At 69.7% G+C, this 19888-nt stretch carries 14 protein-coding genes; 10 read left to right on the plus strand and 4 right to left on the minus strand.

From position 1 onward, the window contains the following. The first annotated feature begins 6 nt into the window (after nucleotides 1–6). The 7 genes from dxs to Q8W67_RS25730 all read left to right on the plus strand — a co-directional run bounded on the left by dxs (nucleotide 7) and on the right by Q8W67_RS25730 (nucleotide 9125). Complete coding sequence (gene dxs / locus Q8W67_RS25700) at nucleotides 7–1950, plus strand: 1-deoxy-D-xylulose-5-phosphate synthase (protein ID WP_370693960.1); 1944 nt, start codon at nucleotides 7–9, stop codon at nucleotides 1948–1950. A gap of 141 nt (nucleotides 1951–2091) precedes the next feature. Continuing rightward, nucleotides 2092–3120 (plus strand): hopanoid-associated sugar epimerase, encoded by a 1029-nt coding sequence (gene hpnA, locus Q8W67_RS25705; protein ID WP_305550836.1) that lies wholly within the window; start codon nucleotides 2092–2094, stop codon nucleotides 3118–3120. Beyond that, nucleotides 3117–4013 (plus strand): squalene synthase HpnC, encoded by an 897-nt coding sequence (hpnC, locus tag Q8W67_RS25710; RefSeq protein WP_305550838.1) that lies wholly within the window; start codon nucleotides 3117–3119, stop codon nucleotides 4011–4013. The genes hpnA and hpnC overlap by 4 nt, the downstream gene beginning before the upstream one ends. Continuing rightward, a complete protein-coding gene (gene hpnD, locus Q8W67_RS25715) occupies nucleotides 4010–4861 on the plus strand; it encodes a presqualene diphosphate synthase HpnD (RefSeq protein ID WP_305550840.1) in 852 nt (283 codons plus the stop codon). Before hpnC ends, hpnD begins: the two co-directional genes overlap by 4 nt. Beyond that, nucleotides 4861–6177, plus strand: coding sequence for a hydroxysqualene dehydroxylase HpnE (gene hpnE, locus Q8W67_RS25720; RefSeq protein WP_305550842.1), 1317 nt, complete (start codon nucleotides 4861–4863; stop codon nucleotides 6175–6177). Before hpnD ends, hpnE begins: the two co-directional genes overlap by 1 nt. A gap of 42 nt (nucleotides 6178–6219) precedes the next feature. Next, on the plus strand, nucleotides 6220–8217 hold the full coding sequence (gene shc / locus Q8W67_RS25725) for a squalene--hopene cyclase (protein ID WP_305550845.1): 1998 nt from the start codon (nucleotides 6220–6222) through the stop codon (nucleotides 8215–8217). Nucleotides 8218–8426: 209 nt separating this feature from the next. Then, nucleotides 8427–9125, plus strand: coding sequence for a phosphorylase (locus Q8W67_RS25730; protein ID WP_305550862.1), 699 nt, complete (start codon nucleotides 8427–8429; stop codon nucleotides 9123–9125). Between the two features lie 258 nt (nucleotides 9126–9383). Here the strand turns inward: Q8W67_RS25730 and Q8W67_RS25735 are convergent, their stop codons facing one another. From Q8W67_RS25735 to Q8W67_RS25750, 4 genes are all read right to left on the minus strand, one after another. After that, complete coding sequence (locus Q8W67_RS25735) at nucleotides 9384–10922, minus strand: Do family serine endopeptidase (protein WP_305550847.1); 1539 nt, start codon at nucleotides 10920–10922, stop codon at nucleotides 9384–9386. Nucleotides 10923–11260: 338 nt separating this feature from the next. Beyond that, nucleotides 11261–13978 carry a valine--tRNA ligase gene (locus Q8W67_RS25740; protein WP_305550850.1) on the minus strand — a complete coding sequence of 906 codons (2718 nt, stop codon included), beginning with the start codon at nucleotides 13976–13978 and terminating at the stop codon, nucleotides 11261–11263. A gap of 125 nt (nucleotides 13979–14103) precedes the next feature. Next, entirely contained in the window at nucleotides 14104–14697 is a 594-nt protein-coding gene (locus tag Q8W67_RS25745) for a PopZ family protein (protein WP_305550852.1), read from the minus strand. 123 nt (nucleotides 14698–14820) lie between these two features. Then, complete coding sequence (locus tag Q8W67_RS25750; protein WP_305550854.1) at nucleotides 14821–16404, minus strand: TolC family outer membrane protein; 1584 nt, start codon at nucleotides 16402–16404, stop codon at nucleotides 14821–14823. Nucleotides 16405–18503: 2099 nt separating this feature from the next. Here Q8W67_RS25750 and Q8W67_RS25755 point away from each other — a divergent pair. From Q8W67_RS25755 to Q8W67_RS25765, 3 genes are all read left to right on the plus strand, one after another. Further along, the gene (locus Q8W67_RS25755; RefSeq protein WP_370693961.1) at nucleotides 18504–19220 is read left to right on the plus strand and encodes a sugar transferase; all 717 of its coding nucleotides are present in this window, start codon (nucleotides 18504–18506) and stop codon (nucleotides 19218–19220) included. 91 nt (nucleotides 19221–19311) lie between these two features. Next, nucleotides 19312–19542 (plus strand): hypothetical protein, encoded by a 231-nt coding sequence (locus Q8W67_RS25760; protein ID WP_305550858.1) that lies wholly within the window; start codon nucleotides 19312–19314, stop codon nucleotides 19540–19542. 82 nt (nucleotides 19543–19624) lie between these two features. Further along, the gene (locus Q8W67_RS25765; protein ID WP_305550860.1) at nucleotides 19625–19849 is read left to right on the plus strand and encodes a hypothetical protein; all 225 of its coding nucleotides are present in this window, start codon (nucleotides 19625–19627) and stop codon (nucleotides 19847–19849) included. The last annotated feature ends 39 nt before the right edge of the window (nucleotides 19850–19888 follow it).

A 19888-nucleotide genomic window follows, 5' to 3' on the forward strand; every position in this document is an offset into this window, starting at 1 on the left:
GACCGTATTCCCGAGCCTTCGGCGTTGCGCCAGCTTCCGGAGTCGGAGCTTCAGGCTGTTGCGGACGCGGTGCGGGCCGAGATGATCGACGCGGTCTCGATCACGGGCGGGCATCTCGGTTCTGGGCTTGGGGTTGTCGAGCTGACGGTGGCGCTGCATCACGTGTTCGACACGCCCGACGACCGGATTGTCTGGGACGTCGGCCACCAGTGCTACCCGCACAAGATTCTCACCGGGCGCCGCGACCGCATCCGGACGCTGCGCCAGGGCGGCGGGCTGTCGGGTTTCACCAAGCGCAGCGAGAGCGTCTACGACCCGTTTGGCGCGGCGCATTCCTCGACCTCGATCTCGGCCGCGCTGGGGATGGCGGTCGCCCGCGACCTCGACACCGCCGCCGCCAAGGCCAAGGGCGTGTCGCCGGGCCGCCCGGCCAAGCGCCGCAACGCCATCGCGGTGATCGGCGACGGCTCGATGTCGGCCGGCATGGCCTACGAGGCGATGAACAACGCCGGCGCCCTGCATTCGCGCCTGATCGTGATCCTCAACGACAACGACATGTCGATCGCCCCGCCGGTGGGCGCGATGTCGGGCTATCTCGCCCGTCTGGCCTCGGGGGGCACCTACCAGTCCCTGCGCGAGACCGCCAAGCAGCTCGGCAAGCTGCTGCCGAAGGCGCTCTACCAGCGCGCGGCGGCGGCGGAGGAGTATGCCCGCTCGCTGGTGGTGGGCGGCGGCACGATGTTTGAGGAGATGGGCTTCCACTATGTCGGGCCGGTCGACGGGCACAACCTCGACCAGCTGCTGCCGGTGCTGAAGAACGTGCGCGACGCCGAGCACGGCCCGATCCTGCTGCATGTCGTCACCCGGAAGGGCAAGGGCTACGCCCCGGCCGAGGCCTCGGCCGACCGCTACCATGGGGTGGTGAAGTTCGACGTGGTCTCGGGCGTGCAGGCCAAGGCCAAGCCGAACGCCCCGGCCTACACGCGGGTGTTCGGCGAGAGCCTGATCAAGGCGGCGGACGCGGACGACAAGGTGGTGGCGATCACCGCGGCGATGCCGGGGGGCACCGGCATCGACCTGTTCGGCAAGGCGCATCCGGACCGGACCTTCGACGTCGGCATCGCCGAGCAGCACGCGGTGACGTTTGCGGGCGGCCTGGCGACGGAAGGCTACCGGCCGTTCGTGGCGATCTACTCGACGTTCCTGCAGCGGGCCTACGACCAGGTGGTGCACGACGTGGCGCTGCAGAACCTGCCCGTGCGGTTCTGCCTGGACCGGGCCGGGCTGGTGGGAGCGGACGGGGCGACGCATGCGGGCGCGTTCGACCTGGCTTACTTGTGCTGCCTGCCGAACATGACCGTGATGGCGGCGTCCGACGAGGCCGAGCTGGTGCACATGGTGGCGACCGCGCATGCCCACGATTCGGGCCCGATCGCGCTGCGCTACCCGCGCGGCGAGGGCGTGGGCGTCGAGCTGCCGGAGCGGGGCGAGGTCCTGGCCATCGGCAAGGGCCGGCTGGTGCGGCAGGACCCGGAGGCGCGTGTGGCGATCCTCAGCCTGGGCACGCGCCTGTCCGAGGCCTTGAAGGCGGCGGATACGCTGTCCGATCAGGGCGTCGCGGTCACGGTCGCGGATGCGCGCTTCGCCAAGCCGCTGGACGAGGCGCTGATCCTGGACCTGGCGAAGACCCACGAGGTCCTGATCACCGTCGAGGAGGGCTCGCGGGGCGGGTTCGGCGCGATGGTGCTGCACCTGCTGTCGGAGCAGGGCGCGCTGGATGCGGGCCGGGTGCGGGTCCGGACGCTGACGCTGCCCGACCTGTATCAGGACCACGACAGCCCGGAGAAGATGTACGCCGAGGCCGGCCTCGACGCCGCCACCATCGCCAGGACCGTCCTCGACACCCTGCCCGAGCGCAAGGAAGGCCGCTCGCGCCTGCGCCTCGCCTGAGCGCCGGGCTGAAGCGACCCGAGGGGACGCGGCGGCCCACGGTCCTGCGCGTCGCTTGCTGCCCGGGCGGTTCGATGACACAAGCGCGGCGCGGCGGGGGCACCCGGCCGCGCCGGTATTCCGCAACCCGTTAGACGTGTGATGGCAGAGGCCACATCCTCCGGCCCTTCCGAGGTCGGCCCCGTGCTGATCACGGGCGCGAGCGGCTTCCTCGGCTCCGCCCTGGTCGACGTGTTCCGCCGGGCCGGCTTCCCGGTGCGCATCCTCGTGCGCGCCTCGAGCCCACGCCGGAACCTCACCTGGACCGACGTGGAGATCGCCGAGGGCGACATGCGCGATCCGGCGGCGGTGGCCGCCGCGATGCGCGGCCAGCGCTACCTGATCCACGCCGCGGCCGATTACCGGCTTTGGGCGCCGGACAGGGAAGAGATCGTCCGCACCAACCGCGATGGCACCCGCCTGATGATGCAGGCGGCGCTGGAGGCCGGCGTCGAGCGGGTCGTCTATACCTCGAGCGTCGCCACCATCAGGCCCCCCGCCGACGGGGTGACGCCCTCGGACGAGAGCATGCCGCTGACGCCCGAAACCGCCATCGGCGCCTATAAGCGCAGCAAGGTCGTGGCGGAGCGTGTGGTCGAGGAGATGGTGGCCCGGGACGGGTTGCAGGCGGTGATCGTGAACCCCTCGACGCCGATCGGCCCCCGCGACGTGAAGCCGACGCCCACCGGCCGGATCATCCAGGAGGCCGCGCTCGGCAAGATGCCGGCCTTCGTCGATACCGGCCTCAACCTCGCCCACGTGGACGACGTTGCGGAAGGCCATCTGCTTGCCCTGCGCAAGGGGCGGATCGGCGAGCGCTACATCCTGGGCGGTGAGGACGTGTTCCTGTCGCAGATGCTTGCCGACATCGCCGGGATTGTCGGGCGCAAGCCCCCGACCGTGAGCCTCCCCCGGGCGGCGGTCTACCCGGTCGCCGTCTTCGCGCAACTCGCCGCCCGGGTGACCGGCCGGCAGCCTTTCGCCACGGTCGACGGCATTCGCATGTCCCGCTACCGGATGTTCTTCTCGGACGGGAAGGCGCGGGCGGAACTGGGCTACAGGGCAAGGCCCTACCGCGAGGGCCTGTCCGACGCGATCTCGTGGTTCCGTGAGGCGGGATATCTCGCATGACCAGCCTCGAAACGGCAACGGCGACGCGCTCCGGCAAGGGCCACCGCGACGAGAATTTTCCCGTCGCCTCGCACCTGATCCACCCGCGCCACCGCGGCGCGATCCTGGCGTTCTACAACTTCGTCCGTGCCGGCGACGACGTGGCCGACCACGCGGACCTGTCGAGCGCGGGCAAGATCGCGCTGCTCGACCGACTGGCGGATTCGCTCACCGGCGCCGGGCCCTCGGATCCGGAGGCCGAGCCGCTGAAGCGCGAACTCGCCGCCCGCGGCCTGCCGCCCCGCCACGCCCTGGAACTGCTCGACGCTTTCCGGATGGACGCGCGCAAGAACCGCTACGCGGACTGGGACGAGCTGATCCATTATTGCCGCTATTCGGCGATGCCGGTCGGGCGCTTCGTCCTCGACCTGCACGGCGAGGACCCGTCCCGGGTCTGGCCGGCTTCCGACGCGATCTGCGCGGCGCTTCAGGTGATCAATCACCTCCAGGATTGCGGCAAGGATTTCGCGGGCCTCGACCGCGTCTATCTCCCGCAGGACGCGCTCGACCGGCACGGCGCCACCGTGGCGATGCTGGGCGAGCCCAAGGCCCCGCCGCAGCTCCGGGCCGTGATCCGCGAACTGGCGAATCGCTGCCTCGAACTCCTCGACAAAGGGGCTGTCCTGCCGGACCTGATCGACGACCTGCGCCTGTCCCTGGAGATCGCCGCGATCCACCGCCTCGCCGTGGTGCTCGCCCGGGGGCTCATCGAGCGCGATCCGCTCTCGGAGAAAGTCCATCACGGCAAGGCCGCCTTCGCCCTCACCGCCCTCGGCGGGGTCGCCGCCACCCTGGCGCGCCGGCCCTTCCGGGGCCGGACGGTGCGGGCGGCCGCTCAGGGAATCCGCTCGTGACCGCCACTGCGACGCCCGCCACCGCCGAGGACAGCACCGCTCCGGCCCTGCCGGCCGCCGGCTCGTCCTTCTACACGGCAATGCGCCTGCTGCCGAAGGAGCGGCGCGAGGCCATGTACGCCGTCTACGCCTTCTGCCGGGCGGTGGACGACGTCGCCGACGATGGCGGTACCCGGGCGGTGCGGCAGGTCGAGCTCGACCGCTGGCGCGCCGACATCGACGCCCTCTATGCCGGCCGGCCGGCGCCGCGGGTGCGCGACCTCGTCGAGCCGGTGCGCCGCTACGGCCTCAGGCGCGAGGATTTCCAGGCGGTCATCGACGGCATGGCGATGGACGCGGTCGAGGACATCGTCGCCCCCGATGCCGCGACCCTCGACCTCTACTGCGACCGGGTCGCCAGCGCGGTCGGCCGCCTGTCCGTGCGGATCTTCGGCATGCCTGAGGCAGACGGCGTACGGCTCGCCTGGCACCAGGGCCGGGCGCTCCAGCTCACCAACATCCTCCGGGACATCGACGAGGACGCCGAGCGCGGGCGCCTCTACCTGCCCCGCGAGAAGCTTCAGGCGATCGGGCTCGCCGACCCGACCCCCGCGCAGGCGATCGCCCATCCCCGGATCGGCGAGGTCTGCACCGCGCTGGCCGGCGAGGCGGAGGAGCATTATCGGGCGACCTGGGAGATCATCCGGCGCAGCCCGCGGCAGGCGACCAAGGCCGCACGGCTGATGGCGGCGGCCTATCACCTCTATCTGAAGGCGGTGCTCAAGCGCGGCTGGGCGATGCCTCGCGCCCGGGTGAAGCCCGGCAAGCTCGCCCTGCTCAACGTCGTCCTGCGGCACGGCCTGATCTGATGGGAACCGTCCATGTCGTCGGTGCCGGCCTAGCCGGCCTCTCCGCCGCCGTCGCCCTGGCGGAAGCCGGCACCCGGGTGGTGCTGCACGAGGCCGCCAAGCAGGCGGGGGGGCGCTGCCGCTCCTATTTCGACCCGGCGCTCGGCCTGACCATCGACAACGGCAACCACCTGTTGCTCTCGGGCAATGCCGACGCGCTTGGCTTCCTCAAGACGGTCGGCGCGCCCGCGAACGCGCTCACCGGCCCCGACGAGGCGGCTTTCGCCTTCGCCGACCTGAAAACCGGAGAGCGCTGGTGCCTGCGCCCCAATGCCGGGCGGCTGCCATGGTGGGTGATGAGCCCGTCCCGCCGGGTCCCCGGAACCCGCGCCCGCGATTATCTCGCCCCCCTGGGGATTATGCGCGCGGCTTCCGGCAAGCCGGAGGGCGGTGGCGGCACCATCGGGGCCAGCATGGCCTGCGAGGGCGAGCTGTACAGGCGGCTCTGGCACCCGGTCCTGCTGGCCGCCCTCAATACCGAACCCCGCGACAGCGATGTCGGGCTGGCCGCCCGGATTCTGCGCGAGACCCTCGGCGCCGGCGGCAAGGCGTGCCGCCCGCTGGTCGCGGTGGAGGGCCTGTCCTACGCCTTCGTCGACCCGGCCCTGCGCTATCTCGCGGCGCGCGGCTGCGAGATCCGCCTCGGCCGGCGCCTGCGCGGCCTCGACCGGGCCGATGGCCGGGTCGGGCAGCTGCTGTTCGCGGATGGTGCTGAGACGATCGGGCCCGAAGACCGAATCGTGCTCGCGCTGCCGCCCTGGGTCGCCAGCGAGATGTTGCCCGGTCTCCTCGCCCCAGTGGAATTCCGCTCCATCGTGAACGCGCATTTCGTGGCCGTGCCGAAGCCCGGCAGTCCGCTCCTGCTCGGCGTGATCAACGCGCTGACGGAGTGGCTGTTTGCCTATCCGGATCGGTACTCGGTCACGATCAGCGGCGCCGACCGGCTCCTCGATGTGCCCCGGGAAGACCTTGCGCGCCGGATCTGGGCCGAAATCGCAGAGTTATGCAATCTTGCACCGGAACTGCCCAGCTGGCAGATCGTAAAGGAGAAGCGTGCGACTTTCGCCGCGACGCCGGCCGAGGCCGCGCGGCGCACGGGAGCCGATACCGCCTACGATAATCTCGTCCTGGCCGGCGACTGGACAGCCACCGGCCTGCCGTCGACGATCGAGGGAGCGATCCGCTCTGGAAAGACAGCTGCCCGTGCTCTGCGGGCGGGATCTTCCGTGCGCGCCGGATCACGCGCGCCAGATTTAAGCGCACGGGGCGCAGCTTGAGGCATGGCGGTTGCAAAGCAGCGACCGTTCGAGGCGAGGACCATGAGAGAGGCTGTGAACAAGGTCGAGGCGCTTCAGCGCTCGAAGACGCAGGGGATCTCGCTCGACGACGTCGAGCGCGGCATTGCGCAGGCGACGCGGGCGCTGGCGGCCCTGGCGCAGGACGACGGGCATATCTGCTTCGAGCTCGAGGCGGATGCCACGATCCCGTCAGAGTACATCCTGTTCCACCATTTCCGCGGCACGCCGGTCCCCGATGGCCTCGAGGCCAAGATCGGCAATTACCTGCGCCGCACCCAAGGCCGGCATGGCGGCTGGGCCCTCGTCCACGAGGGGCCGTTCGACATGAGCTGCACGGTCAAGGCGTATTTCGCCCTCAAGATGATCGGCGACGACATCGAGGCGCCGCATATGCGCCGGGCGCGCGAGGGGATCCTCTCCCGCGGCGGGGCCGCCAACGCCAACGTCTTCACCCGCTTCATGCTGGCGCTCTATGGCGAGGTGCCGTGGCGGGCCGTGCCGGTGATGCCCGTTGAGGTGATGTTCCTGCCGAAGTGGTTCCCGTTCCACCTCGACAAGATCAGCTACTGGGCCCGCACCACCGTGGTGCCGCTCTTCGTCCTGCAGGCGACCAAGCCCCGGGCCCGCAACCCGCGCGGGATCAGCGTGCAGGAGCTGTTCGTGACGCCCCCGGAGAGCGTCCGCACCTGGCCGGGCTCTCCGCATGCCACCTGGCCGTGGACGCCGATCTTCGGCTTCATCGACCGGATGCTGCAGCTGGTCGAGGACCGCTTGCCGCGCCGGAGCCGCCAGCGCGCCATGGAGAAGGCCCGTGCCTGGGTGAGCGAGCGCCTGAACGGCGAGGATGGGCTGGGGGCGATCTTCCCCGCCATGGTCAATTCCGTGCTGATGTACGAGGTGATGGGCTACCGGCCCGATCACCCGCAGGTCCGGGTGGCGTGCGACGCCATCGAGAAGCTCGTCGTCGAGAAGGCCGACGAGGCCTATGTCCAACCCTGCGTCTCGCCGGTCTGGGACACGGCACTGGCCAGCCACGCCCTGCTGGAGGCGGGCGGCCCCGAGGCCGAAGCCCAGGCGCGGGCGGGACTCGACTGGCTGAAGCCCCGGCAGGTGCTCGACATCGTCGGCGACTGGGCGGCCCGCAAGCCGAAGGTCCGGCCGGGCGGCTGGGCGTTCCAGTACGCCAATGCCCACTATCCCGACCTCGACGACACCGCTGTGGTGGTCATGGCGATGGACCGGGCCATGCGCCAGCATGGACTGGTAGCCAGCATGCCGGACTACAAGACCTCGATCGCCCGGGCGCGGGAATGGGTTGAGGGGCTGCAGTCGGAGGATGGCGGCTGGGCGGCGTTCGATGCCGACAACAACCACATGTACCTCAATCACATCCCGTTCTCGGACCACGGCGCCCTGCTCGATCCGCCGACCGCGGACGTGACCGCCCGGGTGGTGGGCATGCTGGCCCAGCTCGGTGAGACCCGCGAGACGTCCCGGGCCCTCGACCGGGGCGTGAACTACCTGCTCAACGACCAGGAGGAGGACGGTTCCTGGTACGGCCGCTGGGGCATGAACTTCATCTACGGCACGTGGTCCGTGCTGTGCGCCCTCAACGCTGCGGGGGTCGATCCCGCCGATCCGCGGATCCAGCGTGCGGTCTCCTGGCTGATCCGGATCCAGAACCCGGATGGCGGCTGGGGCGAGGACGCGTCCTCCTACAAGATCGATCCGGCGTTCGAGGCGGGCTCGTCCACGGCCTCGCAGACCGCCTGGGCGCTGCTCGCCCTGATGGCGGCCGGCGCGGTCGACGACCCGGCGGTGACCCGGGGGATCAACTTCCTCACGCGCACGCAGGGACCGGACGGATTCTGGAACGAGGAGCGCTACACCGCGACGGGCTTCCCCCGGGTGTTCTACCTGCGGTACCATGGCTACCCGAAATTCTTCCCTCTGTGGGCAATGGCACGTTTCCGCAACCTGAAGCGCACCAACAGCCGGCGCGTCCAGTTCGGAATGTGAGATCCACGGGGCCGGCCCGCCGGGCCGGCCTCTCCGGCGGATCGCAGCGCGTCCAACCGATCCGCGAACCCCGGTACGCCTACGTGGACCCCTCAGACAGCGATCCCGCAGAAGCGGGCGACGCACGCGCCGCGCCGCGTCCGGCCTCGGCCACCCCGCAGCGTCCGCGCCGGGTTGCGAACCTCGCCGGCCTGGTCCACCAGCGCGCCATGATCGATTCCGCTGCACCTGTCCTCGCCGTCACCGGCCTCGCCCGTGAGCGCCGCATGGCTGCAGGTGAAGGCGTCGAGGCAGTGGGCGCCGGCGGCAACCCGCACCGACTCCGCCAGCTCCTCGATGCGCGCCTGCAGCCCGGCTGCCGGGCGGTGATCAGCTTCGGCATCGCGGGCGGCCTCGACCCGTCCCTGAAGCCCGGAGACGTGGTGGTCGGTACCGGTGTCGTGGGCGAGGAGGGCCGGCGCGCCGCCGACCTCGACCTCTCGGCCGCGCTTCTCAACGCGTTGTCGGGTGTCGGCCCCCGGGTGATCCCGGCGGATATCGCCGGCGTCGATACGGCCGTGCTCGGGATCGACGGCAAGGCTGAGCTGCGCGCCGGGACGGGCGCGGCCGCCGTCGACATGGAATCGCACGTGGCCGCGGCCTTCGCGGGGCGGCACGGACTGCCGTTCGCGGCCCTGCGGGTGATCTGCGACCCCGCCGGCCAGGCGCTCCCGGCCTTCGCCGCGGAGGCGCTGACGCCGGACGGCGAGCCCGACATCGCCGCGGTGTTCTTCGCCTTCGCTCGGGGGCGGGCACGCCTCGGCGATCTGATGCGCCTGGCCCGAGACTCGAATGCCGCCTTCGCGGCGCTGGGCCGATGCCGGGCCCGGCTGGGAGTGGGACTCGGCGTCCCGGTGCCGGAAGCCTGAGATCGACACCGCTTTCCCAGCCTGATCCGATCAATGCCCTCATGCCGAAGTGACGGAGCGTAGCGGCGGCCTTGAAGGCGGGGTCCTTCAAGGCCCGCAGACGCGGGGCACCTTAAGAGCAGGGGGATCGGAAGGCCGCGGTTTCACGCAGCCGCCTTCCAAGTGGCAAAAAAGGCGCCGGCCTGTTCGGCCGGCGCCAGTCGGGAGTCACCACGAGACGGCGCGGGGAGGGGAGCCCCGCGCCGGTTGGAATCGGCCTCAGCCGGCGTTCTTGCTGAGCGAGACCGCCACGAAGCGGGTCTGGCCCTTGCTGCTCTTCACCCGCATCAGAACGGCCTTGCGCCCGCTCGATTCGGCCGCACGGATCTGCGCGGCGACGTCCGAGGGGCGGGACACGCTCTGGCCGCCGACGTCGAGAATCAGGTCGCCGGCCTCGATGCCCTTGGCGGCGGCCGGCCCGTCGGGATCGACCTGAACCACCGCGACGCCCTGCTCCGACAGCCCGACATCGGCCGCGGGCGCGAGGTTAAGGCCGAGCCGCGGCTGACCGTTGCCCGACTCGTCTTCACGGCTGGCGACCTTGGTGCCATCGGTCGGCATCGCGCCGAGCGTCACAGTGGCGGTATCCGACTTGCCGCTGCGCAGGTAGCTCAGCTCGACCTTGGCGCCGGGCTTCATGCCGGCGATCCGGCGCGACAGTTCACGGGCGCTGTCCACCGTGTCGCCGTTGACCTTCTCGATCACGTCGCCCGCCTTCAGGCCGGCCTTCGCCGCCGGGGTGCCGTTCTCGGCATGATCGACCAGGGCGCCCTTCGCCTTGTCGAGGCCGAGCCCCTCGGCGATATCCTGCGTGACCGGCTGGATCTGGACGCCCAGATAGCCGCGGGCGACCTTGCCGTCCGTGCGGAGCTGGTCGACCACCGCCTGGACGGTCTCGGCCGGGATCGCGAAGGCCAAGCCCACGCTGCCGCCGGACGGCGACGCGATGGCGGTGTTCACGCCGACCACCTCGCCGTTGACGTTGAAGGTCGGGCCGCCGGAATTGCCCTTGTTGATCGGAGCGTCGATCTGCAGGAAGTCGTCGTAGGGACCGGCGCCGATGTCGCGGCCGCGGGCCGAGACGATGCCGGCGGTCACGGTGCCGCCGAGGCCGAAGGGGTTGCCGATCGCCACCACCCAATCGCCGACCTGCGGGGCAGCCTTGCCGAACTGGACGTAGGGGAAGTTCGAGCCCTCGTTGATCTTCAGGAGCGCGACGTCGGTCTTCGAATCCTTGCCGATGACCTTCGCATCCAGCGTGCGGCCGTCGTCCAAGGTCACCTGGACGGTCTTGGCATGGTCGACGACGTGATTGTTGGTCACGACATAGCCGTCGGCCGAGATGATGAAGCCGGAGCCGACCGCGCCACGCGGACCCTGGTGTTGCGGCTGCATGCCGCCCGGGCCGTTCTCACCGAAGCGACGGAAGAACTCGCGCAACTGCGGCGGTACGTTCTGGAGGTTGCGGCCCTGGCTCGGACCATCATCGTCATCCCCGCTCGCCGAATCGTCGAGCTTGACCTTCACCGAGACGACGCCCGGCTTCACCTTGTTGACGATGCCTGCAAAGGAGCCCGGCGGATGCTCCGGGGCCTCGATCGGGGTCTTGGGCAGGGCCTGGGCGTAGGCCGGGGTGGCACTCGGCAGATAGCCGCTGCCAAGGGCTCCGCCGGCAATCAGCGCCGCAGCGGCTACCGAGGCGAGGGCGCGGCGCGAGGTGCGGCGAGAGATCTGGCCTTCGGGACGGGTCTCGGTCATGGGAACTCAACCTCTCGGGAATGATCGGGACGACGCCGGATCGGGCGGCAGTCGATGCGATCGGTTTAGAGAGAGGCCCCTGACCCGGGCGTGGCGGTCAAATTACCGTTTGGACAGGTAGCGCCGCATCGTCCCAAGGACGCGACGGCACTTGCAGCGGCCTGATGCTTGTGCGGCGGATCAGCAGCGTTTCCAGGAAGCTTCGCTAACGTCCGTCTGCGTTCCCCGCGGCCCGTCTGCGCGCGAGTGCATCGACCTGCGCGTGATCCACTCCGCGCGACGCGTCCCGTACCGCTCGGTGCGATGCACCCGACGGTGCCCCGGCCACGAGCGGCGCGCTACTCCCCGCTCAGCCGCGCCAGCGCCTCCTCGATCTTCACGAGCCGCGCGGCCTCGTTCTCCCGGCGTTCCCGGTTCTCCTCGATGATGTCCTCGGGCGCGCGGGCGACGAAATCGGCGTTGCCGAGCTTGGCATCGATCTTCTTGATCTCGCCCTGGGCCTTGCCCTGTTCCTTCTTCAGGCGCGCGACCTCTGCGGCCAGATCGACGACGCCCTCTAGCGGCAGCGCGGCGACGCTGCCGCGCACGAGCAACTGGACCGAACTTTTCGGCGGCCCGTCCGAGAAGGTGATCTCCGAGAGCCGGGCGAGGCGCAGCAGCGTGTCCCGCCAAGCCTCGACCCGGGCCCTGACTTCCGGGGTCGCCCCGACCATCACCAGGGGGATCTGTGCGCCGGCCGGGACATTGGTCTCCGATCGGGCCGAGCGGATCTGGCTGACCAGATCGACCACGAAGCCGACCTCGGCCTCGGCCCCTGCATCCGCGAGCCCGGCCAGGTCCGGCCAAGCGGCCAGGGTCAGGAGGCCGCGCTCCGGCAACGCCGCCCCCTTGATGGCCCAGAGCTCCTCCGTGAGGAACGGCATGAACGGGTGCAGCAGCTTGGCGACCTGATCGATCAGGAACGCCACCGTCGCCTGGGTCTCCGCGCGGACCGCGGGATCGACGCCCTCGCCCTGAAGGACGGGCTTCGCGAGTTCGAGGTACCAGTCGCAGAAGATGTTCCAGACGAAGCGGTAGGCCGCAGCCGCCGCGTCGTTGAACCGGAAGGCTTCGAGGGCGGCCGTCACCTCGTCCACCGCTCGGGCGGCCTCAGTGAGCGCCCATCGGTTGATCGCCCCGGTGATCGCCCGCGGATCATAGGCGGGATCGAGGCGGCAGCCGTTCAGCTCGGCGAAGCGGGCGGCGTTCCAGAGCTTGGTCGCGAAGTTGCGATAGCCCTGAACCCGGTCGGTGGACAGCTTGATGTCGCGGCCCTGGACGGCGAGAGCGCAGAGGGTGAAGCGCAGGGCGTCCGCCCCGACCTGATCGATGAGGTCGAGGGGGTCGACGACGTTGCCCTTCGACTTCGACATCTTGGCGCCCGAGGCGTCGCGCACCAGCGTGTGCAAATAGACCGTGTCGAACGGTGCCCGATCGGTGAGGTGCAGGCCCATCATCATCATCCGGGCGACCCAGAAGAACAGGATGTCCTTGCCGGTCACCAGGGTGTTGGTCGGGTAGTAGCGCGCCAGTTCCGGGGTCGAATCCGGCCAGCCGAGGGTGGAGAACGGCCAGAGCGCGGACGAGAACCACGTGTCGAGGACGTCCTCGTCGCGGGTCAGGGGCACCGGGCGGCCGTGCTGCGCCGCGGCCAGCGCCAGCGCCTCGGCCTCGCTCTCGGCCACGAAGATGCCGCCGTCCGGGTCGTACCAGACCGGGATCTGGTGCCCCCACCAGAGCTGGCGCGAGATGCACCAGGGCTCGATGTTGGTGAGCCACTGGAAGAAGATCTTCTCGTAGTTCTCCGGAACGAACTTCGTCTGCCCGTCGCGCACCGCCTGGAGCGCGCGCTCGGCGAGGGGCTTGACGTTCACGTACCACTGGTCGGTCAGGTAGGGCTCGATGACGACGCCCGACCGGTCGCCATGCGGGACTGCGTGGGTGTTCGGCTCGATCGTGCGCAGGCGCCCGCGCGCCTCCATCAGGGCGACCACCGCCTTGCGCGCCTGCTTCCGGTCGAGGCCGTGCAGCGCCAGGGCCTCAGGCTCGGGCGACGCGTCCGCGAGGAACGCCGCGTTGCCGTCGAGCAGCATCCGGCCTTCGGGATCGAGGATGTTGATGATGGCAAGGTCGTGCCGCCGGCCGACATCGAAATCGTTGAAGTCGTGGGCCGGGGTGATCTTGACCGCGCCGGTCCCCTTCTCGGGATCCGAGTATGCGTCGGCGACGATCGGGATCAGGCGGCCCACCAGCGGCAGGCGCACCCGCTTGCCGACGAGCGCCGTGTAGCGCTCGTCCTCGGGATGGACCGCCACGCCCGAGTCGCCCAGCATGGTCTCGGGACGCGTGGTCGCTACCGTGATGACGTCCCCGGTCTCGGCCCCGGTCTCGTCCACGACCGGATAATCGAAATGCCAGAGATGGCCCTTCACCTCGACCTGCTGGACCTCGAGGTCCGAGATCGCGGTCTGGAACTTCGGGTCCCAGTTCACCAGCCGCTTGTCGCGGTAGATCAGGCCCTGCCGGTGCAGGTCCACGAAGGTCTTGAGCACGGCGCGGCTCAGGCCGTCGTCCATGGTGAAGCGCTCGCGCGACCAGTCGCAGGAGGCCCCCAGGCGCTTGAGCTGATTGACGATCGCCCCGCCGGATTCCGCCTTCCAGGCCCAGACCTTCTCGACGAAGGCCGCGCGGCCGATCTCGCGGCGGCCGGGCTCGGCGCGCTCCATCATCCGGCGCTCAACCACCATCTGGGTCGCGATGCCGGCATGGTCGGTGCCCGGCTGCCAGAGCACGTCCTTGCCCCGCATGCGCTCGAAGCGGCAGAGCACGTCCTGGAGCGTGTTGTTGAGGGCGTGGCCCATGTGCAGAGAGCCCGTCACGTTCGGCGGCGGGATCACGATGCAGTAGGGGCTCGCGCCGACTCGCTCGGGCCGGCCGGCGCGGAAGGCGTCCGCCTCCGCCCAAGCGGCGGAGATCCGCGCCTCGACGGAGGCGGGCTCGAAGGTCTTGTCCATCATCGCGGGTATGGGCCGGCGCTCGTCCAACAGGGTTGGACCCGCTTTCGACCGTCGGGCCGCTCGCGTCAACACGGGGCGGCGTCCGGGAGGGGACCCAAGCGGGGCGCCCTCCCGGGAGAGCCGTCTCAGCGGCCGCGGGAGACGCGCTCGATCTCGGCGCGCACGAGACGCTCGACCACCGCCGGCAGGTTGTCGTCGAGCCAGGACTTCAGCATCGGCCGGAGCATCTCCTTGACGAGATCCTCGAGCGTCCTGGCGTTCTGCGTCAGCACCGTATGGGCCAGCAGGTTGAAGGCGCCGCTGACGCTTGCGTCGGTAGCCGGCGAGACTAGGGACTCGGCCTCCGGCTCCGGCCGTGCGGACTGGAACACCGGCGGCGGCGGGCTCGGTCGCCCCGCGGGCGGCAACTCCGGCTCGGGCTGCGGCTCCGGCTCCGCGAAGTCGGTTGCGGGATCCTCGAAATCGATCGCATCGAAGTCGAGCGGCGCGGGCTCCGGCGGAGCTGCCCGCGGCCGCACGACCGGCTCGGCGACCTCGGCGAGGTCGAGCACGTCGTCCGGCTCGGGCGGGGCGACGACTTCGACGGGCTTGGCCGCCTGATCGTCGGCGATGATTCTCCGAATCGAGGCGAGGATCTCTTCCATCGAAGGCTCGTGCGCCTTCTCGGCAGCCTTATCCTGGAATTTCACGTCCGGGATCTTGGGGCTAGCTGCACTCATCGGCAGGCGCGCTCGGGCATGGGATGTTCGGAGGATGACCCGGTTGGGCCGGTCTTCGATTAGTATTCCATGCCGTTTCGCTGCGGCAAGCGCGCCCGCAACACACTCCCCGTGGAAAAGACCTCAGCGTCCGTCCGGCGTGCGCAGGCCGAACCACAGATCCTTGACCTGGTCGTAGTGGATCTTGGCGCTGTAGTACTCGACCGGCAGCGCGGTGAAGCGCGCAGTCAGCTGTCCGATCGCCTGGACGACACCGTAGGAATAGATCACCCGGTCCCGTTGCGCGGTGATCAGGGTGACGCGGGAGGTCAGAAGTTCCTGCTGTGCGTTGAGCACGTCGAGGGTGGTGCGCTGCCCGACGCGGGCTTCCTCGCGCACGCCGTTCAGGGCCACTTCGTTGGCCTGGACCTGTGCCTGGGCCGCGATGACCTGCGCCTTTGCGGCCTCCAGCCGGCCCCAGAAATCGACGACCTGCGCCCGGACCTGGTCGCGGACCTGGTCGACCTGGATACGGTACTGGCCGACCGTCTCCTTCGCTTGCCGGATCTCCGCGTAGGTCTGGCCGCCCTCGTAGATCGGGATGTTGAGCCGGCCTCCCACGAACCCGACGAAGTAGCTCGTGTTCGGCCCGTTCTGATCGTAGAGCTGACTGAGAGAGCCCTGTAGGCTCAGCTGCGGTGCGAGCTGGCCCTCCAGGATCTTCACCTGCGCTTCCGCGGCATCGACCGCGTGGATGGCCGATACGATCTGCGGATGCTCGCGAAGGCCGATGGCGATGGCCGCGTCGAGGTTTGCGGGTACGTACCGGTCCAAAGGCCGCCCCGGCGCGAGCTGGCGCGGTTCGACGCCGATGTTCTGGCGATAGACGCCGATGCTCGTCCGCAGAGTTGATTCGGCCGCGCTGACCTGGGACCGCGCACCCGCGAGGCGCGCCTCCGCCTGCGCCACGTCCGTGCGCGTCACCTCACCGACATTGAAGCGGTCGCGGGTCTGCCGAAGCTGCTCCTCGAGCACCTCGACGTTGTTCCGGTTCAGCTCCAGCGTCGCCGTGTTGCTGAGCACGTTCATATAGGCCTGGACGGCGTTATAGAGGACCGTGAGTTCCGTGAAGCGCAGGGTCTCGCGTTGGCTGTAGACCGTCGACTCGGCCCTGCGAACGTTGTTGTCGGTCTGGAAGCCGTTGAAGATCGTCTGTGAGACGGTCAAGCTCGCGCTACTGGGCAGGTAGGTCGACCGCACCGTCCTGTTCGACGTGATCGCCTGCGTCGCCACCTCGGTCGCCGTCGTCGCGGTGCCGCCCGACTGACCGGCCGTGCCCGACGTCAGGCCGGACGACGATGCGCTCGTGGTCCCGATCCCCGTGCTCGTGCCGATCCCGGTGGTGGTGCCGAGACTCGAGGTGCCGGCAGTCGTTCCGCCGAGGGACGTCCCGGAACTGGCTACCGCGGTTCCCGTGCCGGTCGAGCCTGTCGCGGCGGCGACGACGCTGCCGCTGCGCGTTTGCAGGTACTGGACGCCGATCGCGGCGCCGACGTTGACCTGTGGCCTGTAGCCCGATTGTGCGATCGCGACGTTCTCATCGATGGCGCGGACACCGGCACGACCGGCGTTCAGGGACGGGTTGCCTTGGTAAGCCTTCGCGAGAGCGCTCTCCAACGTCTCGGCAGCCGACGGCGTCGCAGCCATGATCGCGAGCCCGGACGCCATCCCGATTACGCGAAGCGCAGGACAATTCGCTGGTGGACGTATTGTCACGATGAACAAGCCCTCGCGGTCTCTTTCCGGTCCGGATGTCCGCCACGAAAACGGCCGAGGTGCGGCGTTACGCAGGCATCCGATCAAGCCCGCCCCACCGTCACGCTTAGCGCAAATCCGTCGCTTTGGCTCGGGCATGCCTGCCGATGGCGGCGGAATGTGGTGCGTTGGGGCATTAAGGTGACACATCTCCGCTGGCCGGGGCCGTGACCATTCTCGGCGCTGTGTCCAAGCGCCGGCAGGGCGCGTTCGCCCGAGGCAAGGGCACGGCAGTGGCTCCTGGCAGGCCGACCCGAACGCCTCCGAGTCGAGGCTCCGAATCGGTTTGCCGCATCGGGCTCTAATAGCGATCGTCGGTCGTCGTCCCGGCTCCCGGCTCGGTCACGCCGGATTCCTCCGGCGCGGCTTCCGGCATGCGCGGCGCTCGTGCGGGCCGCGGCTTGGCGACCGAGCCTGTCAGCGCCGGCATCGCCTTAGCTTTGGGAGTCGGGCCGGGCGGACCCATCTTCCCGGGCGGACCGGGCAATCCTTGCGGCCCGCGCGGCCCAGACGGCCCTGCCGGTCCCACGCTTCCGGCGATCCCGGCTGGGCCTGCGGGCCCTGGCGGGCCGCGCTCGCCCTGCGCACCCTCAGGACCCGCGGGACCGGGAGGGCCCATCGCGCCTCTCTCTCCCTTCGGCCCGGCCTCACCTCTCGGGCCGGGCTCTCCACGCGCTCCGGGCGGGCCTGCCGGCCCCGCGAGGCCCGGCGCCTGTTGGCCGCACTCGGCGACGACGAGGCTGCGGGACTGTCTGGCGGTCCGCAGCGTCGCGATGCACGTAGCCGGGTGATAGACCACGCGAAATTCGAAGTAGCCCCGACTATCGGTCCGCTGAGAAAATTGACCGTCGAGGGTAATTTCGACATCCGATTCTCCGGCATATCCGAGCACCCACAGGTCGCCGCCCGTGATTTTTGCCGCCTCAATACGGATATCAGCTCTGGCGCTCGCTGCAGTGGCGATCGATAGAACAAGGATTTGCGCTATCAAATCGTGCTTACGCGACATGCGCATGGTGATTTCCGAAATCTTCATGCCGTCAGGATGCCATTCCTCCCGCGCTTGGCAATATCGCGGAAAAAATTTAATGTGAGAAGCTACGTCTTTTTCGGATGCTGGGCCGAATGCGGTATTCGCGTGGCGGTCAAACGCAATTTGGGCGACAGTCGGCCGGTGCCTCCGGGCTGACGTCCCGCGCCGCTCCGACCCGCACGAGATCGCGGTCGTCGGGCCGGATCTCGGCCGGGACGGGCCCGAAGCCGGCATTTCGGTCTGCCCGTACAGACCGATCCTTCGATGGCCGCCCTCGGCCCCAATGCTCGAGAAAGGAGCGAACTTTCCTGTTCGAAGGGACTTGTCGGTCCCGTGCTGCCGGAACTTCGCGCGCGTCCAGGAGCGGTCACGGTCCGATACCGTGTCGCTCGGCACCCCGAAGCGCGGCGACTACGAGCGGCGATTTCGCGGGCTCGGAGGGGGCGGTGGCCGGGTCTCGACTGCCCGCATCGCCCCGTGGTTGCAGAGGCGGGATCGCTCCGCCCCGATTTTTGACTGCAACGGTTTTGCCGGTCCCGTCGTTTGCAGGCTTGCGGCAGTGCGGGATGAACTCCGGGGCTGACGGAGGATCCGTGCCGACAGCCTCCGAGCGGTCCGTGACGGTCACATGCGCGCGGTGGACAGTCGCATATTGCATAAGTTGTTCTCGTGCTCACCCTTCCAGGCGGCGGGCAGTAGGGACTCGGTAGCCACTACTGAACGTCAGGTTATCCTGGCGAGGCTTTGTCGTGCCGCCTAATCCCGGTCCGGCGCGGCATTTTTTACAATACTAACGTGTTTTGTCAGACTTGTTGTATCGCATTGCAGCTTGTCAGCTCAATGACCGAGCGTTATAAGCGCCGCGGAAACCAATTATTAACCCTCCGCCATTGGCCTCAACCAAGGATCTGAGTCCATGCAGGGTCGTGCCGAATCCCCCACTTCCATCGTCGCTTCGGCGTCGCACCATAGGGTTGATATGACCGATGTTGCTGATCAGATTGCCGATCAGGTGAGCGAGGCTGCGGATGCGGTTGCGGATGCGGTGCTTCCGGCTGCGCCGTTCGTGGCCCGTGGTCTGCGGCTGGACTGGGCGGCCAAGCGTGGGCTGGACATCGGTGTCGCGGCGACGGCGCTGTTTCTGCTTCTTCCGCTGCTTCTGCTGATCGCGGTGCTGGTCTGGGCCGGGGACCGCAAGGCGCCGATCTTCCGCCACGCGCGTCTGGGGCGCGACGGGCGCAGCTTCGGCTGCCTGAAGTTCCGCTCGATGGTTGCCGACGGGGAGGCGGTTCTGGCCGCGCACTTGGCGGCCGACCCGCGCGCCCGGGCCGAGTGGGCGCGGACGCACAAGCTCAGCGACGACCCGCGCATCACGCCGATCGGTCAGGTGCTGCGCAAGACCTCGCTCGACGAGCTGCCCCAGCTCTGGAACGTGCTGCGCGGCGAGATGAGCCTGGTCGGCCCGCGTCCGATCGTGCAGGCCGAGGTCGCCCGCTACGGCCGGGCGTTCGCGACCTGCTTTGCGGTGCCGCCGGGGGTGACCGGGCTGTGGCAGGTCTCGGGGCGCTCCGACACCACCTATGCCGAGCGCGTGGCGCTGGACCTGGACTATGCCTGCCGCTGGAGCCTGCGGCGGGACCTGGCGATCATGCTGCGCACCGTTCCGGCCGTGCTGGCCCAGCGCGGCAGCAAGTAGCCGCCGGAGCCCGGCCCGCGCGGCGGACTCCGCCCGCAGGATCGGGATCGGTCGCGGTCCGGGCCCGGGCGCCTTGCGGGGACGGGGTGCGATGAAGGGTCTGCTGCTGAACGCCTTGCTCGGGCTGGGGCTCGGGCGCTTCGGCTCGGTGTGGGGCCTGCCGGTGTTCCTGCCGGTAGTGGCCGCCGAACTCGCCTACGGCATCCACGTCCATCACCTCGGCGCGGGCGGAAGCCTGCGGCGCGGCGTGGCGCTGCTGGTGTGCGGCCAGTTCGGCTTCCTGCTCGGCGCCCTGCTGCGCCCGCTGCGCGGCGAGCGCTGACGGGCCTGGCGGCGAGCGGGATGGTCAACGACTTGCAAACCCGTCGGGCGGCGCCCGGGCCGTGCGGGGAAAGGGGTCAGTCTTGGACGAGAACGATCCACACGGGCACGACGACCCGCTCTGGTACGACCGGGTCGGGCCGGACGCGGCGCCGGGCGTGATCCTCGAGGCGCTGGCATACGCGGTGCTGCTGCTGATGGCCGGCGCGGTGACGGCGCTGCGGCTGTACCGGCTTCCGGACGCGCTGTGGTGCCGGGCCGCGGCCTGGATCCGGCGCCGCCCGACGGCCGGCGCAGGACGACCCTGACACACCCCGCCTGAAAACAACGCCGATACACCAAAGCCT

It is taken from the genome of Methylobacterium sp. NEAU K, assembly GCF_030700285.1.
Taxonomy (GTDB): Bacteria; Pseudomonadota; Alphaproteobacteria; order Rhizobiales; family Beijerinckiaceae; genus Methylobacterium.

Coding starts and splice junctions, on each gene's coding strand:
- Q8W67_RS25730 (WP_305550862.1), top strand. CDS start 8,427: ATGATCGATTCCGCTGCACCTGTCCTCGCCGTCACCGGCCTCGCCCGT.
- hpnE (WP_305550842.1), top strand. CDS start 4,861: ATGGGAACCGTCCATGTCGTCGGTGCCGGCCTAGCCGGCCTCTCCGCC.
- hpnC (WP_305550838.1), top strand. CDS start 3,117: ATGACCAGCCTCGAAACGGCAACGGCGACGCGCTCCGGCAAGGGCCAC.
- Q8W67_RS25745 (WP_305550852.1), bottom strand. CDS start 14,697: ATGAGTGCAGCTAGCCCCAAGATCCCGGACGTGAAATTCCAGGATAAG.
- Q8W67_RS25755 (WP_370693961.1), top strand. CDS start 18,504: ATGACCGATGTTGCTGATCAGATTGCCGATCAGGTGAGCGAGGCTGCG.
- Q8W67_RS25760 (WP_305550858.1), top strand. CDS start 19,312: ATGAAGGGTCTGCTGCTGAACGCCTTGCTCGGGCTGGGGCTCGGGCGC.
- Q8W67_RS25735 (WP_305550847.1), bottom strand. CDS start 10,922: ATGACCGAGACCCGTCCCGAAGGCCAGATCTCTCGCCGCACCTCGCGC.
- shc (WP_305550845.1), top strand. CDS start 6,220: ATGAGAGAGGCTGTGAACAAGGTCGAGGCGCTTCAGCGCTCGAAGACG.
- Q8W67_RS25750 (WP_305550854.1), bottom strand. CDS start 16,404: ATGGCGTCCGGGCTCGCGATCATGGCTGCGACGCCGTCGGCTGCCGAG.
- hpnA (WP_305550836.1), top strand. CDS start 2,092: ATGGCAGAGGCCACATCCTCCGGCCCTTCCGAGGTCGGCCCCGTGCTG.
- Q8W67_RS25740 (WP_305550850.1), bottom strand. CDS start 13,978: ATGATGGACAAGACCTTCGAGCCCGCCTCCGTCGAGGCGCGGATCTCC.